The sequence below is a fragment of the Elusimicrobiota bacterium genome (assembly GCA_041660925.1).
Lineage (GTDB): Bacteria > Elusimicrobiota > Elusimicrobia > UBA1565 > UBA1565 > JBAZUV01.
This window is the reverse complement of the sequence record JBAZVI010000001.1, coordinates 427,682-442,403: the sequence shown is the minus strand read 5'-3', so window position 1 is coordinate 442,403 and position 14,722 is coordinate 427,682. Positions and strand designations below refer to the sequence as shown.

Sequence of the window (14,722 nt, the reverse complement as noted above, 5' to 3'; positions counted from 1 at the left end):
CCCCCGCGCACTCGTCGGAGATAGGTCCGCGCGCGGCGCGGCCCCACCGACGAGTGCGACCCGGAAGGAGCACGGCATGCGGGTCGACGGTCTACAGGAGACATTCATGCCCGAGATCAAGGTCGACGAACTGCGCTGCAAGGGGTGCGAGCTCTGCGTCACGGCCTGCCCCAAGCAGTGCATCATCATGTCCGAGAGCTTCAGCGTCACGGGGTACTACCCCGCCAAGTTCTGCAAGCCCGAAGCGTGCACCGGCTGCGCGCTCTGCGCCCAGATATGTCCCGACGTCGCCATCGAGGTCTACAAATGAGCGATAAACTCCTGATGAAAGGCAACGACGCGCTCGCCGAGGGCGCGATCCGCGCCGGCTGCCGCTTCTTCGCGGGCTACCCGATCACCCCGCAGAACGAGGTTCCCGAATACATGTCCTGGCGCATGCCCGAGGCGGGCGGCGCGTTCATCCAGGCCGAGTCCGAGGTCGCCGCCATCAACATGCTCTTCGGCGCGGCCGCGACGGGGGTCCGCTCCATGACCTCCTCCTCGAGCCCGGGCATCAGCCTCAAGCAGGAGGGCATCTCCTACTGCGCGGGCGCCGACCTGCCGATCTTCTTCGCGAACGTCATGCGCGGCGGGCCGGGCCTGGGCAACATCGCCGGCGCGCAGGGCGACTACCACCAGTCGGTGCGCGGCGGCGGCCACGGCGACTACCGCACCTTCGTCATGGCGCCCTACACCGCCTCCGAGATGGGCAACTTCCCCCGCAAGTGCTTCGAGGTCGGCGAGAAGTACCGCATCCCCTCGATGATCCTGACCGACGGCGTGCTCGGGCAGATGATGGAGCCCGTCGAGTTCCAGGGCGAGCCCGTCGACGCCGCGAAACTCCCGGTCCCCGAGTGGGCCATCGGCGCCAACCCGGGCCGCGCGCGCCGCATGGTCGGCTCCTACGACCTGCGCGACGGCGAGCTCGAGAAGATGGTCCTCGAGCGCGTGAAGCGCTACAAGCAGATCGAGGAGAAGGAGTCGCTCTGCGAGCTGAAGATGTGCGAGGACGCCGAGGTCGTGCTGGTGGCCTACGGCATCGGCGCGCGCGCGTCGCTGGCGGCGCTCAAGCTCGCCCGCGAGCAGGGGCTCAAGGTCGGCCTCTTCCGGCCCATCACCCTGTGGCCCTTCCCCAAGAAGCAGCTCATCGAGGTGGCCCTACGCGCGAAGTCCCTGCTCGTCGTGGAGCTGAGCCTCGGGCAGATGGTCGACGACGTGAAGCTCTCGATCGACTGCCGCATCCCGGTCCATCTGCACTCCCGCCCCGGCGGCGTCATCCCCACCGGCGAGGAGATCGTCGAAAGCGTCCGCAAGGCCCTCAAGGCGGGCCCGAAGGAGGTCGCATGCAGCAGGTAACCCGGCGTCCGAAGAGCCTTCTCGACGTCAAGATGCACTACTGCCCGGGCTGCGGGCACGGCATCGTCCACCGCCTGGTGGCCGAGTGCCTCGACGAGCTCGGCATCGCGAAGCGCACCGTGGGCGTCGCGCCCGTCGGCTGCTCGGTCTTCGCGGACCACTACTTCGACTGCGACATGATCCAGGGCGCGCACGGCCGCGGTCCGGCCATCGCCACGGGCATCAAGCGCTCGAAGCCCGAGTGCATCGTCTTCTCCTATCAGGGCGACGGCGACCTGGCCTCCATCGGCATGGCCGAGACCATCCACTCGGCCGCGCGCTCGGAGAACATCACCATCGTCTTCATCAACAACGCCATCTACGGCATGACGGGCGGGCAGATGGCGCCGACGACGCTCATCGGCATGCCCTCGACGACCTCGCCGAAGGGGCGCGACGTCAAGGTCAACGGCTACCCCATCAAGGTCTGCGAGCTCCTCTCGCAGCTCGAGGGGGCGCGCTACCTGGAGCGGACCTCGGTGCACACCGCGGCCCACGTCATCAAGACGAAGAAGGCCCTCAAGAAGGCCTTCCAGTACCAGGTCGACGGCAAGGGCTTCGCGATGGTCGAGGTGCTCTCGATGTGCCCGACCAACCTCGGCATCAACGCGCGCGACTGCGCGAAGTTCGTGGGCGAGAAGATGATGCCGGTCTATCCGCTCGGGGTCTTCAAGGACGCCGAAGCGCCGGCCGCGGGGGGGAAATGATGTATCAGGGGATCCGCATCTCGGGATTCGGCGGTCAGGGCATCATCTCCTCGGGCATCCTGCTGGCCTACTCCGGCATGCTCGACGGCAAGCACGTCACCTTCTTCCCCTCCTACGGGGCGGAGATGCGCGGCGGCACGGCGAACTGCTCGGTGGTCATCTCCTCCGACGACGTGACGACCCCCATGGTGGCCGTGCCCGACACGGTCATCGTCATGAACGAACCCTCGCTGGCCAAGTTCGAGCCGCTGGTCAAGCCGGGCGGCCTGCTCATCATCAACAGCTCGCTGGTGGAATCGCGCCCCAAGCGCAAGGACATCAAGGTCATCCTGGTGCCCTGCAACAAGGTGGCGCAGGAGCTGGGCACGGCGAAGATCGCCAACATGGTCGCGCTCGGCACCTTCGCCAAGCAGACCGGGGCGCTCTCCATCGACGCCATCGTCAAGGCGCTGCCCAAGGTCTTCAAGCGCGCCAAGCCGGAAGTGCTCGAGCTCAACAAGAAGGCCCTGCACAAGGGCGCCGAGTTCAACTGAGAGCTCCGGAAGGGGCCCCCGCCTCGCGAGAGGCGGGGGCTCTCTCCTTTATAGGTCCTTTGGGGAAGCGGAGCATAGGTCCTAAGGGTGGCGCGCAAAAGGGGCGCAGGGTATACTCTTTGCGGTAGGAGGCGGAGACGATGCCTGCAGGCAGGGTCCTTCTGGCGGCGGCGTTCTCCTGCGCGCTCGGCGCGCGGTACGCGCACGCCTACTCCGCGATCGAGACCCCTCTTCCCACCGCGAACTTCGCCATCTCCCAGCCGCAGGCGGAGACGGCCTCCTCGTCTCCGACCGCGTCGGTCCCTGCGTCCGCTCCCATCCCCGCCGCCGACGCGTCCAAGGACAAGGCGGCCGAGCCCGCCGCGTCCAAGCCCCCCGAGAAGCCGTCTCCGGGCGCCGCGAACGATGCGGCCGACTCCGGCCGGAAGATGTTCGACGGGGCGAAGGCCGGCTCCGGCGGCGGCGCGGAGACGAGTCTCTCCGGCATGGGCTCGGCGGCGGCCGCGGCGACGAAGGACGCGGGCAAGCCCCCGGGGGCCCAGAGCGCCGAGCAGCCTCCTCCTCCGGCCGTTCCGGTCCCCGAGAAGGGCCTCGTCATCCCGGAGATCCCTCAGCCCGTGCAGGTCGCCGCTCCCGTCACGCAGGCGACCGGCGGGGCCTCCTGGTGGAACGACTGGACGGGTTCGGTGAAGGGCTGGGCCGGCGAGGCCTGGAACGGCATCCGCCAGACCGTGACGGACCTCGCGAAGGAGATGATGTCCCTCTTCGCGCGGCTCGGGGAGCGCTTCAAGAACGCCTTCATGTCCGTCTGGGGGGCCCCCGACACCGTGACGATGGGCAGCGTCAACAGCGGGCGGCTCGGCAACGGCATCCAGATGCCGAACATCGACACCTACGCGGTCCGCAACCCCTCGCAGACCTTCGGCAGCAAGCACATGGTGCTCGGACTCATGTACGTCGGAGGGCAGATCAAGGCCGCCGGCGGACCCCCGATGAAGGTGGGGGACATCTCCAACCGCAAGGGCGGGCAGATCGACAGACACAAGTCCCACCAGAACGGACTCGACGTCGACATCTACTTCTACTACGCCAACGGCCGGCACGACACCGCCTGGAACTTCCGCGTCCTGCAGGGCCTTTGCCGCAACCCCTACTTCGAGCCGACCATGCTCTTCGTGAGCCCGCGCGTGAAGTCCATGCTGCTCGCCGAGGCCCGCCGCCAGGGCGACGGGGAGACGGCCTCCTGGGCGTCCCGGATCCTCAACGTCAACGAGCCGGGTCACGACAACCACTACCACCTCCGCATCTCCCCGCAGCCCAAGCAGCCGGCCGGCCGGCAAGCCCCCGGGAAGTGACCTCCCTCCGCCGAACCCTGGACAAACCCGCGTTTCGTATCTAACATTTGTAGGCAAAGACGGGATAAGGGTCCCGGGAGGCGTCCATGGTGTACGAGAACAGGGGTTTGCGCCGGATTCTGGAGTCGCCGGGCCTGATGGTCGGGGCCGGCGTCGGACTCGTCGCGGCGCTCGCGCTCGTCTGGGCGCTGCAGCGCCCGGCGGGCGATTCGAGCTCCGAGCAGGTCGCCTTCAACTGGCGGACTTCCGCGACCTCTCCCGACCTCAAGGGACCGGCCGAGCGCAGCATGCTCGTCGAGCCCGGGAGCGGCATCGGGACGGGCGCCGGGAAGCGCCCGGACGCCGCGGAGATCCCGTCCGGGCCCGTCGGCGGCGAGGCGGTGAAGCCGACCGGCCGCGAGGGCGTCCCCGAGATCGCGGACGGCGTCTCCGCCGACCCGAAGCTCCAGAAGAAGGGCTGGAAAGAGGAACTCATGGCCGCGCTCGGCATGGGCGGCGACGACAAGCAGGCCGAGGCGGAGAAGATCGCGCGCGCCGAGATGGAGCGCATGCGGGGCCTGAGCGGCTCCGCCGGCTCGCTTTCCTCCGGCGCGCCCCCGATGCCCGCCGGCACGATGAGTGCCGCGCCGGGGATGGCGTCCGGCGCCCCCATCGCGCAGGGCGGGCCGCTCGCCTCCGCGCGCGGGACAGCGGAGCCCGGCCGCGTCTACACCGGGAGGACCTTCGGTCGAGCAGGCACTGGAGGCGCTGGTTCATCGCAGCACATGCTCGGCGGAGGGCTGTCCACCGCGGGCGGGCCGGGCGCAGCCGCCGGAACGAGCGCGGGCCCCGCGCATTACGGCTCCGCGGACCCCGTGCGCAGCGGCGGCAATCCCGTGCTCGGCGGCGGCGTCCAATCCGGGAACCCGCAGACGGTATCGGGCGACGGCATCCATTCCGGCAGCAACGGCGATTCCTCGGGGAACAATAGCGGGAACAACAGCGGCAACGACAACAGCAACTCCGGACAGAACATGGCCCCGGCGAAGCCCTCGGCCATCACCGCCGATGCGAAGAAGACCCGGGCGCAGGGTGAGAAGTATCGGACGGCCGTCCTCGTTCCGCTCGTGACCTGGGAGAAGACGAAGCTCGCGCCGGTTCGTACAGGGATTGCCACGTCCTTGGCCAGGCTCCAAGCGCTCGACAAATTCGTGCAGTCGCACGGAGGAGACTTCGCCGCTATCCCGGACGGGGCGATGCTCCTGCAGGAGCTCCACGACCTGCTTTCGGGCGAGGCGCGCACCGACGCCGACGGTCGCGCGACGGGCGACCTTATCCGGCGGCTTTCCTCCTCGAAGAAGCGGATCAAGAACTCGATCGGGCTTCTCGGGAAGGTCCCCGTGAAGTGTTCCTTCACGACGAAGGCCAAGGTCGACCTCCGCACGGCGGCGCCGGCGGCGCACGAGGAGGTCGAGGGCGCCCTCGTGCAGGTCATGAACGTGCGCGACGAGTGCGCGGTGACCGCGGCGTACGTCGGCGAGAAGATGACGGAACTGGAGGCTTCGCTCGGCGGCCTGCCGCCCGCGCAGGCGAAGCGGCTGCGGGAGGTCGGGGCGCGGCTTAAGGGAGACCTTGAGACCGCCGCGAAGGCCATTCCCAACGACCTCGAACGCCAGCAAGAGGCGCGGGGCAAGAACAAGAAGAAGAGAGGGCCGCTCAGCGCGCTCACCAAGAAGGCCGTCGCCCAGGGAGAGAAGATCGAAGAACTCTACGGTGAGCTCAAGTGGAAGTTCCTCAGCTATCCCGACGTCGCGGAGCGCCAGAGTCTCTCGCGCAACGCCCAGGACGCGATCGACTCCTCCGGGTATGCGAGCAGCAAGCTCGTGGACCTCGACGAGAAGTACGTCTCGGGCTCCCTGCACGGACGGATCCTGGCCGGTCAGAACGCGAGCAAGACGCTCATCGGTCTCTGCGGGGCGGCCGAAGACCTCGAGATCCTGGCGGGAGAGGCGGCGAAGAAGAAGTAAAGGCGGCCGCGCCGCGGACGCGTCCCCGCCCCTCAAGGGGCGGGGACGCGTCGTTTCAGCGGGAGAGGAGTGCCGCCCGGTAGGGCATGGGGATGCGGAAGTCGATGTGCGGGCGGTAGGGCTCGATGCGCCGCAGGGCGGCGTCCCCGAGGGGAGCGAGCTTGGCGCGCAGCTCGCCATAGTCGCGGAAGCTCTGCTCGCCCTCGAAGGACGCGACGCGGCGGGGCGCGGCGGCCTCGAGCGCCTTCCACGCCGCGGCCGTCTTCTCCGTCTCCCCCGCGAGCGCCCCCCAGGCCGAGCCCGGCGCATGGTCCAGCACGACGGCCTCCGGCGCGCTGCGAAGGGCCCGCGCGAGCGCGGCGGCCGGGTCCGACATCTCGTGGAGGCAGAACTCGAAATAAACCACGTCGCCGCGCAGGTCCAGCGCCATGAAATCGCCGCGGGTCAGGACCAGTCGGGCGGAGAGTCCCGCGGCGTCCGCCGCGGCGCGCAGGGCTTCGAGGGAGGGGGCGTCCTGGTCCACCGCCTGGATGCGCCGGGCCGCGCCGACGGCCGGCAGGAGTCGGCCTCCTCCCGCGCCCACATAGACCACGTCCTTGCCTGAGAAGTCGTAGACGCCGGCCAGGTCCCGGAGGATGCGCTCGAGGTCCGCCGCCACGGCTCAGAGCTCGTAGCGCAGTCGATAGGCGGCTTTCGCGCCCGAGGGGACCGCGTCGATGGGCTCGAAGGCGTGCGCGGAGCCCGCGGCGTTCCGGAGGCCTTCCGTGACGAGGACATCCCAGGCCTGGGCGGTGTCCTCTCCGAGCTTGCTGGCGGCGTTCACTTCGGCGCCGAAGACGTCGTGGTCGCCGATCTTGAGGACCTTCCCGAAGCCCAGCCCGACGCAGAGGAGGATCTTCTCCGCGTCCGTGCGGCCGGCGTTGTACCCCTTCGCGGTGCGCTGCATCTCCACCGCGCAGGCGATGGCCTTGGATGCGCTGCGGAAGAGGACGAGGAGGCTGTCGCCTTCCGTCTTGAGGAGGATCCCGTCGTGGCGGTCGATGCAGGGGATGAAGATGCGCTCGGATTCGAAGATGGTCTGCAGGAAGTGGATGATCCCGAACTCCTCGACCTTGCGGGAGAAGCCCGAGAGGTCGGTGAACATCACCGCCCACTCCTCACCGAAGAGGTCCCAGATGCGGCGGTCGATGAGCGTCTTGTCGGCGCCGGGGCGCAGGCGCTCGGCGACGAGCTTCTCGAGACGGTCCTGCGACGCGCTGGCGTGGATCTGGCTGGTGAAGGACATGGGGTCTCCCGGGGGGCTCAGAGCTCCTGCTCGATGATCTCGACGCTGACGCGCAGGTCGGGGTCGTCGACGACGACGGTCTCCTTCCCGAGGCGGATGCGGACCTCGTTCTTGACCTGCACCGTCACGTTCTTCGCGCGGCTGACCTCGAGCTGGAACTGGAGGACGCAGGCCTGGGGATGTCCCGGTTCGAGCACCGGGAGCGCGTTGAAGATCATGCTGACGCCTTCGGCGTCATGGACGACGGTGTTGCTCTGCGTGGCCTCCCGCGAGAGGATGCGGTGGGCGTAGCTCTTGCCCGCGTGCTGGATGCGGAACTCGAGCCAGAGGTTGACCTCCGAGGTGGACGCGCGCGGCGCGGCCGGCTTCGCCGGCGCCGCGGGCGGGGCGGCCGCCGCGCTCAGGGCGGCGCAGGACAGGACGGCGGCGAGGACGAGGCGGTTCATGGCTTCTCCTTCGAGGTTGAGGACTTCTGCGCGTTCTGCAGGCGCGTCAGCTCGGCCGCGACGCGCTGGGCGTCGGAGGCCGGGTCGACGTCCTTCTCGACCCAGCGCACCGTGAGCTCGGGGTCGATGAGGAAGGTCCAGCGCTTGCTCATGCCCAGCATGCCCTTCGTCCCGTACGCGGAGATGACGTCTCCCGCCTCGTCGGCCAGGAGGGAGAAGTTCAGGTGGTGCTTCGTCTTGAACTTCCGCTGTGCCTCGAGGGAATCCTTGCTGACCCCGTAGATCTCGGCGCCCAGCCCGCGGATGCCGGCGAGGGCGTCGCGGAAGACGCAGGCCTGCTTCGTGCAGCCCGGCGTGCCGCTTTTCGGGTAGAAGTAGAGCACGGTCCACTTTCCGCGGCGGCTCTCCAGGGAGAACGTGGCGCCGGAGTCCTCCTGCGTCGTGAAGAGCGGCGCGGGGTCTCCCGGCTTGAGGCCGGACTTCGCAGCGCCCCTCGGGGCGGCAGCGGCGGCGGCGCAGAGGACGGCGGCGAGCGCGGCGAGGAGCTTCATCTCTTCCCTCCCGGGGTCCCGGGAGCGTTCCCGGGAGCGGACCTTTCGACGACGACGACCTCGACGGGGCGGCGGACGGAGACCGGCTCGATCCCCAACCCCTCGAGGAGCGCGCGGCGCAGTGAACCCTCGTCGCCCTTCGTCCACTTGAGATCGAAGGAGTAGCGCCCCGGGAGACGGGTCTCGTCGAACATGGGCCTGCCGAGGGTCTCTTCAAGGACCCCGGCGGCCTCGGCCATCGTATGGCCTTGCACGGAGACGTCCCCTTCCATCAGGGAATAGCCTCCGCTGTGCGTCGATTCGGAGACGCGCATCCCCGGCCCGGGGCGTCCGGTCTTCGAGCGGAGGACCCAGACGTCGAGCGTCCGCTTCTCGCGGCGGCTTCGGAGCCCGAAAGCGGCCTCCACGGCCGGGCGCAGGAGTCCGAGGACGTCCGTCCCGCGCGGGGCCTCGGCCAGCACGTCGTAGCTGCCGGCGCTCAGGTCCGCCGGAAGGACGAGGCGTTCGTCGGGGAGCCCGTAGATCTTCGGCAGGATGGTGCGCAGCGGGAGCGTGCGCATCTCGAAGCTCGCGCCTCCGAGGCGCATCGACATCTTGCCGGCGGGGTCGGCCCGGGCGATCCTCAGGGAGAGGAGCGCCTCGCTCTCTTTCGGCGCGGCGGCGGGCGCGTCGTCCTCCCGTCCTCTCAGCCCGAGCGGCCTGCCGGCGAGCAGGGACTCGAGGACGCGTTCGTCGACCTCGCTCGGATAGGTCTTCGCCGCGACGCGGCCCTGCGGGTCGAGGAGCACCGTCTGCGGCCTGCCCCGCACGCCGAACGCGCGGAAGGCCTCCCCGCCGTCATAAGCGACCCAGCCGGGGAGGACATGGGTCTTGAGGAACTCCGAGACCGTCCCCTTCGGTTCATCGCTGATCGAGATGAAGCGGACGGGGCGCCCCTCGAACTTCTTCGCGAGAGCGGCGAGGCGCGGGATCTCCTCGACGCAGGGCTCGCACCAGGTGGCCCAGAACTCGAGCACGACGGCCTGACCGCGCAGCTCGCCGAAGCCGGAGAGTTCCGGCTTCTCGGCCTGGAGCAGCTGGAGGCGACTCTCCGGTGCGGCCTTCGCTCCTTCAGGAGCGGACTTGGAGCAGGCGCAGAAGAAAGCGAGCAGGACGGCGGGGAGGACGCAGGAAGGTCTCATGGGGCGATTGTAGGCAACCGACCCCGCTTTGGCAAGCCGGAAACGCTCAGCGCGAGACGCGGGCCGAATAGCCGGCGGGGAGGGCGCCCAGGCGCTCGAGCTCGCGCGCCAGGTCGACGAGGGCCGCGCGGCGGGCGGAGTCGAGCCGGGAGGAGGCGAAGACGGGGTCGAGGAAGTAGGAGAGGTCCGGGGACTTGCCGTCCTGCGGCCGGGCCAGCACGGTCAACGGAAGGGCGGCGTCGCCCTGGCGCAGGTAGCCGAGGCGGATGCGCCACTCCCCGCCTTCTCCGGGTCGGACGTCGGGCGCGGGCGCGAAGTCGAGGGTCGGCTTGCCGGCGGCGAGGTCGTAGGTCCAGCCGATGAAGCGGTTGTTGCGCAGGATCTCGACCTCGCGGGCGAGCTCCCGGATGTTCATGCGGAGGATCGCGTAATCGCCCGGTTCGGGCCGGTTCTCCGGGCCCAGCGGCTTCGCGAAGGGGGAGTGCGCGGTCGCGTGCAGGAGCGCCGCCTCGGCTTCGTCGGCGCTCGCCTCGATGGCGACGAGCTCCTTCATGATGTCGAGATAGTCCTGGATGCTCAGGTCCGCGCGGTAGATGGACATCGCCATGCTCAGGACGACGACGTCCTGCCCGTAGTGCTTGGACAGGATGCCGAGCAGCCAGCCCTGCATCTGCATCGCGTCGCCCATCGGGTTCGCGGCTTCGGCTGGGCGGCCTTCTCCGATGGAAGGCACGGCGGTCGGAGCCCCCACGGCGGGCTGAGCGGGCTGGACCTGGGCTTTCAAGGAGGGCAGGGCGGGGGCGAGGCGCAGCTGCGGGGCCGCAAGGAGCCGCCCCCTCACTCCCCAAGCCCCCTCTCGCATGGGATGGGCGAGGGGGAGGGAGATAGAGGGGAGAACGGGCGCTGCCGGGAGGACCGGGACGACGACGCGCTGGGCGTGAGCGGCGCCTGCGAGCGCGAGGAACAGCGAAAGGACGGCCATGGTTCAGAGTATACGGCTCCGGATGTTCAAGGGGATGGGTCGAAGGGGCACGGACGGGCCGGCTTAGGGCCTAGCGAGGAAGGGGTCCATCCTCCCGGATGGTTCCGGGCTCAATCCGGCTTTCCGTTCCGGCGGCGCTCGAAGCCCCGGGCGAACTCGACGTCGGACTGGATGAGCCACTCGAGTCGGGAGGCGTTGTCGTAGACGGCGTCGAGGCGCGCGGCGGCCTCCTCGCGGCTCCAGCCGGTCTCGAACAGCATCTTCTCGAGCTCGGCGCGCGTCCCGGGCTCGGCGAGGAGCGCGCGCCAGGCCCGCAGGGCCGGTCCGTGCTGCTCGACGGTGGGGATGAGGCTGCCGTTGACCCAGGGCAGTTCCTGCAGGATGCCCTCGTCGGGGATGCGCTGGGCCGGGCGGTGGCGGCCGAGGGCCTGTTCGAAGTCGATGAGCACGGGGAGGCCCTTGGAGGGGAAGAGGACGTTCCCGGGGTTCACGTCGTGTAGCCCGAAGGTGTGCGCGAGGAGGGCGAAGGCGATGCGCTGCTCGAGGGTGAGGCCGTCGCCGGTCCAGCTGCGGCCGCCCTCCGAGAGCTCCATGAGCATCGTCGCATCGGTTCCCTCGCGCACGGCCAGCGAACGCGGGGTCTCAAGGTAGGCGCCGAACCAGCGCCGGATGACCTTGCGGACGAAGAGCTCGTTGCGGATGATCTCGAGCGAGGAGCTCTTCATCACCCGCGACGTCCCGCCGCCCAGGGGGTTCACCTGCAGGATGCTCGTGTTGAGCTTCCCGGGGTCGTCGGCGTGGAGGTTGAAGCGAGCGTGCTTTTTGTCGAAGGGGTCGAAGCCGAGACGCTTGGCGAGCTCTCCCCGGCTCACCCAGGAGTCGTCGAAAACCGAGGCGGCGCGCAGGTCGTTCTCCTTTCGCGCCGTCCCTGCGGCGCTCGGGTCCGTCGCAGGGGCGGCGCGGCCGGGGCCGAAGCTCAGGGTCGGCGCCGGAGGCAGCGCCGCGTCCGTCTTCTCGAGCGCGGAGAAGGCGGCCTTCAGATGGGGGAGCGCGGACGCGGCGGAGACGGCCCCCTTCCATGCCGGCGAGTCGGGTCCGAGGCGGTTGCGCAGGGCCGCGAGGAAAGGCGCGGGCTCCAGCCCGACGGCCTTCGCGAAGCCGGGCTCGAGGAGCTGCCCGAGGACGGCGGCGGGCCCGGCCGGTCCGAAGCCGGCGCCGTCGCGCAGGCGCCAGGTCGTGCGCCAGTGGTCCCAGAGCATGCTCCGCGGGGAGAGCTCCGCCGAGCGGCCCGCGAGGAGCAGCGCCGCGGCGAAATCGGCGAGTCCGTTCTTCTGCTGGGAGGCGAGCGGCCCGGCGCCGAGCCGGAAGGAGGCGATCTCTTCGGGAGTCTCCTGGACGAGGACCCGCGTCGCGGCGCTCGCGGCGAGGAGCCGGGCGTGGGGGAGGCCGGTCGGGGCCAGGGCCTCGAGGTCGCGGGTCCGCTGCGCGAAGACTCCCGCCGCCGAGGGGGCGAAGAGCGTCACCAGCGCGTCCCGCGACTCGAGGGTCCGATAGGAGGCGGACTCGGAGCTCTCCGAGACCTTCGAGCTCAGGGTGTAGGTCTTGCCCGCGATGCGCAGCTTCCGCCCGACCGCTCCGGGGAAGGGAGGCGCCTCGTCGGCCTTCTTGAGCCAGGAGACGGCGCGGCTCCAGAGCGACGGGGCCGCCGGCTCGACGGCCTCGGGCGCCGTCGCGGAGACGGCCTTCCCCTGGTCGAAGCGGACGAGACCTTCCTGCGTCAGCGCCTCCGCGCTCCCTTCGTTCTCGGGGGCTCCCTCTCCCGCTTGCGGGAGGGCGGCGGGGTGCGGGGCGTCCTTTGCGGCTGTCGCGGCAGGGAGCACGACGGCGGCGGCCTTAGGGGAGGACGCCGCGTTCCGCGCCGCTTGCGCCGCCGGGAGCACGGCGGCCGCGGCCTTGGGAGCGACCGTCGGCGCCGCGGGGGTGTTGACGACGCCGAGCGTCGGCAGGGCGGTCGGCAGGGAGAGTCCGTTGGGGGAGACGAGGCCCGGGATCGCGTTGGGCTGCAGCGAGACGCCCGTGACGGGGGTCTGCGGGACGGCCGGGACGGTCATCGCCGCCTCCCGCGGCTGGGCGCGCAGGGGGGCGGCGAAAAAGAGCAGCGCCAGGCCGAGGGGTCGGAACATGGCTCGCATATTATGCGCGGGAATCCCCGTTTTGCCAGGGTATTCCGAGCGCAAAAAAGGCGGCCGGGGAACCGCTCCCCGGCCGCCCTTCCTGAGGTTTTTAAACGCTTATTTCACGACCGCGGCGCTCTTCACATAGTCGAGCTGCGGGAAGTCCTTCTTCAGGTAGGCGTTGCCTTCCATCTGGACGCGGCCCTGGTTGGGACCCATCCCCTGCGGGGCGCCCTCGCCGTAGCCGTTGTAGAGCTTGTCGACGACCTCCATCCCTTTGACGACCTTCCCGAAGGGGGTGAAGCCCATCCCGTCGAGGCGCGAGTTGTCCCCGAAGTTGATGAACATCTGGGTCGTGCGGGTGTTGGGGCCGGCGGTGGCGAAGCTCACCATGCCGCGTGCGTTGGACTGTCCGGCGGCCGGGTCGTCCTGGATGCGGGCCTCGCGCCACTTGGCGCTGACCGCGGGCGTGCCGTGGATGCCGAACTGCACCATGAAGCCTTCGACGACGCGGAAGAAGGCGAGGTCCTGGAAGTAGCCCGCCTTCAGCAGGTTGTAGAAGCGGTCGGCGCCGCGGGGCGCCCACGCGCGGTGGACTTCGATGACGAAATCGCCCTTGGTGGTCGCGAACTGCGCCTTGAAGACCTCGGGGGCCTTCTCCACGGCGAGCTTGGGGTCCGTCAGTGCGGCGGACGTCTTCGTGTCGGCCATGGGGGCCTTCTCCTTTTTCTTGGGGGTCGGCGGCTCGGCGGCGCGCGCCGTGGCGCACGCTCCCAGCAGGACGGCGGCGACGAACGGGATGAGCTTCTTCATGTTCCTCGATTATCCTCCGGATGCGGCGTGTCCGGAATCTATTAGTTTGCCGCCCCGGGGTCAAGGCGGTGGGCGCGGACGGGGCGCCCATGCTATCATGGGCTCCATGATATTCGGGAACCTCTTCGGCGGCGGCAAGCGCCGCATCCTCGTCGCGGACGACGACCCCTCCATCGCGGCCCTGGTCTCCGAGATCCTCGGCGCGCTCGATTTCGACGTCACCGTGGTCCACGACGGGCAGGCGGCGGTCGCGCGCGTCCGCGCCGAGAAGTTCGATCTCCTCATCATGGACGTGCACATGCCGAAGCTCGAAGGGCCCCAGGCGCTCGAGGTCATCCGCGTCCTGCCCAACGGCAAGGGCCTCGGGGTCCTCATGGCGACCTCCGAGTCCGCGACCGGGACGCTCTCCCGCGTCTATGAGCTGGGCATATTCGGCTACATCACGAAGCCCTTCACGGCCGGAGAGCTCGCCGCCAAGGTCAACGCCTACTTCGAGCGCAAGAAGTAGCGGCATGGCCCCTCCGCGCGCGCTCCTCTTCGACCTCGACGGCGTCGTCGTCGACAACATGGCGGTCCACGCGGAGGCCTGGCGCCTCTTCCTCCGGGGGCACGGCCTGCGCATCGGCATGAAGGAGTTCCACGAGAAGACCGCCGGGATGCCGACGCGCGACGTGCTCGTCTACTACCTGAAGAGGCGCTTCACGAAGGCGGAGGTCGAGAGGCTCACCGCCGAGAAGGAGGCGGTGTACCAGCGCCTCTACCGTCCCCTCATGCGGCCCGCGCGCGGTCTGCGCCGATTCCTCTCTGCGGCTCGGAAGATCGGCCTGCGGCTGGGGGTGGGCACCGGCTCGCGCGCGGAGAGCGCGGCGTTCGTGCTCGACGGCCTGCGCCTGCGCTCCTGCTTCGACGCCGTCGTGACCGTCGATGATATCCGGCGCGGCAAGCCGCACCCCGAGACTTTCCTCACGCTCGCGCGGCGCCTGGGCGTGCCCCCGCGCTCCTGCCTCGTCTTCGAGGATTCCCTGCTCGGCGCCGAGGCGGCGCGGCGCGCGGGGATGGGGCTCGTCGCCCTGACGACCTCGCATCCTCCGCGAAGCTTCCTGCACGCGCTGCATGCGGTCCCTCATTTTGCGTCGATGGATCCCGCTAAGTTGGTGTAAGGGGCTCCCGTTTCCTTAGCTCCCCTTCCTGCGGGAGGGGGAAAGGGGGAGGGGGAATATTCATCACGCAAAAGGCCCGCGAGAGCGGGCCTCAT

16 protein-coding genes are annotated in these 14,722 nt (G+C 69.8%); 8 read left to right on the top strand and 8 right to left on the bottom strand.

Going from position 1 to position 14,722, the window contains the following annotated elements; genetic code table 11:
- Positions 1-106 precede the first annotated feature (106 nt).
- The 6 genes from WC969_01860 to WC969_01835 all read left to right on the top strand — a co-directional run bounded on the left by WC969_01860 (position 107) and on the right by WC969_01835 (position 6,035).
- The gene (locus WC969_01860) at positions 107-310 is read left to right on the top strand and encodes a 4Fe-4S binding protein (protein MFA6028578.1); all 204 of its coding nucleotides are present in this window, start codon (positions 107-109) and stop codon (positions 308-310) included.
- Positions 307-1,395: a 3-methyl-2-oxobutanoate dehydrogenase subunit VorB gene (gene vorB, locus WC969_01855; protein MFA6028577.1), complete on the top strand. Its 1,089-nt coding sequence runs from the start codon at positions 307-309 to the stop codon at positions 1,393-1,395. Before WC969_01860 ends, vorB begins: the two co-directional genes overlap by 4 nt.
- Positions 1,383-2,141, top strand: coding sequence for a thiamine pyrophosphate-dependent enzyme (locus tag WC969_01850; protein ID MFA6028576.1), 759 nt, complete (start codon positions 1,383-1,385; stop codon positions 2,139-2,141). Before vorB ends, WC969_01850 begins: the two co-directional genes overlap by 13 nt.
- On the top strand, positions 2,138-2,674 hold the full coding sequence (locus tag WC969_01845; protein ID MFA6028575.1) for a 2-oxoacid:acceptor oxidoreductase family protein: 537 nt from the start codon (positions 2,138-2,140) through the stop codon (positions 2,672-2,674). Before WC969_01850 ends, WC969_01845 begins: the two co-directional genes overlap by 4 nt.
- 140 nt (positions 2,675-2,814) lie before the next feature.
- On the top strand, positions 2,815-4,029 hold the full coding sequence (locus WC969_01840; protein ID MFA6028574.1) for a penicillin-insensitive murein endopeptidase: 1,215 nt from the start codon (positions 2,815-2,817) through the stop codon (positions 4,027-4,029).
- A gap of 86 nt (positions 4,030-4,115) precedes the next feature.
- Positions 4,116-6,035 carry a hypothetical protein gene (locus tag WC969_01835; GenBank protein ID MFA6028573.1) on the top strand — a complete coding sequence of 640 codons (1,920 nt, stop codon included), beginning with the start codon at positions 4,116-4,118 and terminating at the stop codon, positions 6,033-6,035.
- A gap of 55 nt (positions 6,036-6,090) precedes the next feature.
- On the opposite strand, the gene WC969_01830 is transcribed toward WC969_01835, so the two are convergent.
- The 8 genes from WC969_01830 to WC969_01795 form a co-directional block, all read right to left on the bottom strand.
- Positions 6,091-6,693, bottom strand: coding sequence for a methyltransferase domain-containing protein (locus WC969_01830; protein MFA6028572.1), 603 nt, complete (start codon positions 6,691-6,693; stop codon positions 6,091-6,093).
- 3 nt (positions 6,694-6,696) lie between these two features.
- Positions 6,697-7,320, bottom strand: coding sequence for an adenylate/guanylate cyclase domain-containing protein (locus WC969_01825; GenBank protein MFA6028571.1), 624 nt, complete (start codon positions 7,318-7,320; stop codon positions 6,697-6,699).
- Between the two features lie 17 nt (positions 7,321-7,337).
- Positions 7,338-7,766, bottom strand: coding sequence for a hypothetical protein (locus WC969_01820; GenBank protein MFA6028570.1), 429 nt, complete (start codon positions 7,764-7,766; stop codon positions 7,338-7,340).
- Complete coding sequence (locus WC969_01815) at positions 7,763-8,317, bottom strand: peroxiredoxin (protein ID MFA6028569.1); 555 nt, start codon at positions 8,315-8,317, stop codon at positions 7,763-7,765. The genes WC969_01820 and WC969_01815 overlap by 4 nt, the downstream gene beginning before the upstream one ends.
- Positions 8,314-9,498 (bottom strand): TIGR03435 family protein, encoded by a 1,185-nt coding sequence (locus tag WC969_01810; GenBank protein ID MFA6028568.1) that lies wholly within the window; start codon positions 9,496-9,498, stop codon positions 8,314-8,316. The genes WC969_01815 and WC969_01810 overlap by 4 nt, the downstream gene beginning before the upstream one ends.
- A gap of 46 nt (positions 9,499-9,544) precedes the next feature.
- Positions 9,545-10,480, bottom strand: a complete 936-nt coding sequence (locus WC969_01805; protein MFA6028567.1) for a hypothetical protein — start codon at positions 10,478-10,480, stop codon at positions 9,545-9,547.
- 110 nt (positions 10,481-10,590) lie between these two features.
- On the bottom strand, positions 10,591-12,663 hold the full coding sequence (locus WC969_01800) for a hypothetical protein (protein ID MFA6028566.1): 2,073 nt from the start codon (positions 12,661-12,663) through the stop codon (positions 10,591-10,593).
- A gap of 108 nt (positions 12,664-12,771) precedes the next feature.
- Positions 12,772-13,467, bottom strand: coding sequence for a peptidylprolyl isomerase (locus WC969_01795; GenBank protein MFA6028565.1), 696 nt, complete (start codon positions 13,465-13,467; stop codon positions 12,772-12,774).
- Positions 13,468-13,573: 106 nt separating this feature from the next.
- Here WC969_01795 and WC969_01790 point away from each other — a divergent pair, with 106 nt between their 5' ends.
- Together WC969_01790 and WC969_01785 are read left to right on the top strand one after the other, a co-directional pair.
- On the top strand, positions 13,574-13,975 hold the full coding sequence (locus tag WC969_01790) for a response regulator (GenBank protein MFA6028564.1): 402 nt from the start codon (positions 13,574-13,576) through the stop codon (positions 13,973-13,975).
- Positions 13,976-13,979: 4 nt separating this feature from the next.
- Positions 13,980-14,627, top strand: a complete 648-nt coding sequence (locus WC969_01785) for a beta-phosphoglucomutase family hydrolase (GenBank protein MFA6028563.1) — start codon at positions 13,980-13,982, stop codon at positions 14,625-14,627.
- The last annotated feature ends 95 nt before the right edge of the window (positions 14,628-14,722 follow it).

Excerpts from the sequence above, each read along its gene's own strand:
- vorB (MFA6028577.1), top strand. The coding sequence starts at position 307 with ATGAGCGATAAACTCCTGATGAAAGGCAACGACGCGCTCGCCGAGGGC.
- WC969_01835 (MFA6028573.1), top strand. The coding sequence starts at position 4,116 with ATGGTGTACGAGAACAGGGGTTTGCGCCGGATTCTGGAGTCGCCGGGC.
- WC969_01840 (MFA6028574.1), top strand. The coding sequence starts at position 2,815 with ATGCCTGCAGGCAGGGTCCTTCTGGCGGCGGCGTTCTCCTGCGCGCTC.
- WC969_01810 (MFA6028568.1), bottom strand. The coding sequence starts at position 9,498 with ATGAGACCTTCCTGCGTCCTCCCCGCCGTCCTGCTCGCTTTCTTCTGC.
- WC969_01845 (MFA6028575.1), top strand. The coding sequence starts at position 2,138 with ATGATGTATCAGGGGATCCGCATCTCGGGATTCGGCGGTCAGGGCATC.
- WC969_01795 (MFA6028565.1), bottom strand. The coding sequence starts at position 13,467 with ATGAAGAAGCTCATCCCGTTCGTCGCCGCCGTCCTGCTGGGAGCGTGC.
- WC969_01800 (MFA6028566.1), bottom strand. The coding sequence starts at position 12,663 with ATGTTCCGACCCCTCGGCCTGGCGCTGCTCTTTTTCGCCGCCCCCCTG.
- WC969_01790 (MFA6028564.1), top strand. The coding sequence starts at position 13,574 with ATGATATTCGGGAACCTCTTCGGCGGCGGCAAGCGCCGCATCCTCGTC.
- WC969_01820 (MFA6028570.1), bottom strand. The coding sequence starts at position 7,766 with ATGAACCGCCTCGTCCTCGCCGCCGTCCTGTCCTGCGCCGCCCTGAGC.
- WC969_01805 (MFA6028567.1), bottom strand. The coding sequence starts at position 10,480 with ATGGCCGTCCTTTCGCTGTTCCTCGCGCTCGCAGGCGCCGCTCACGCC.
- WC969_01815 (MFA6028569.1), bottom strand. The coding sequence starts at position 8,317 with ATGAAGCTCCTCGCCGCGCTCGCCGCCGTCCTCTGCGCCGCCGCCGCT.
- WC969_01825 (MFA6028571.1), bottom strand. The coding sequence starts at position 7,320 with ATGTCCTTCACCAGCCAGATCCACGCCAGCGCGTCGCAGGACCGTCTC.
- WC969_01785 (MFA6028563.1), top strand. The coding sequence starts at position 13,980 with ATGGCCCCTCCGCGCGCGCTCCTCTTCGACCTCGACGGCGTCGTCGTC.
- WC969_01860 (MFA6028578.1), top strand. The coding sequence starts at position 107 with ATGCCCGAGATCAAGGTCGACGAACTGCGCTGCAAGGGGTGCGAGCTC.
- WC969_01850 (MFA6028576.1), top strand. The coding sequence starts at position 1,383 with ATGCAGCAGGTAACCCGGCGTCCGAAGAGCCTTCTCGACGTCAAGATG.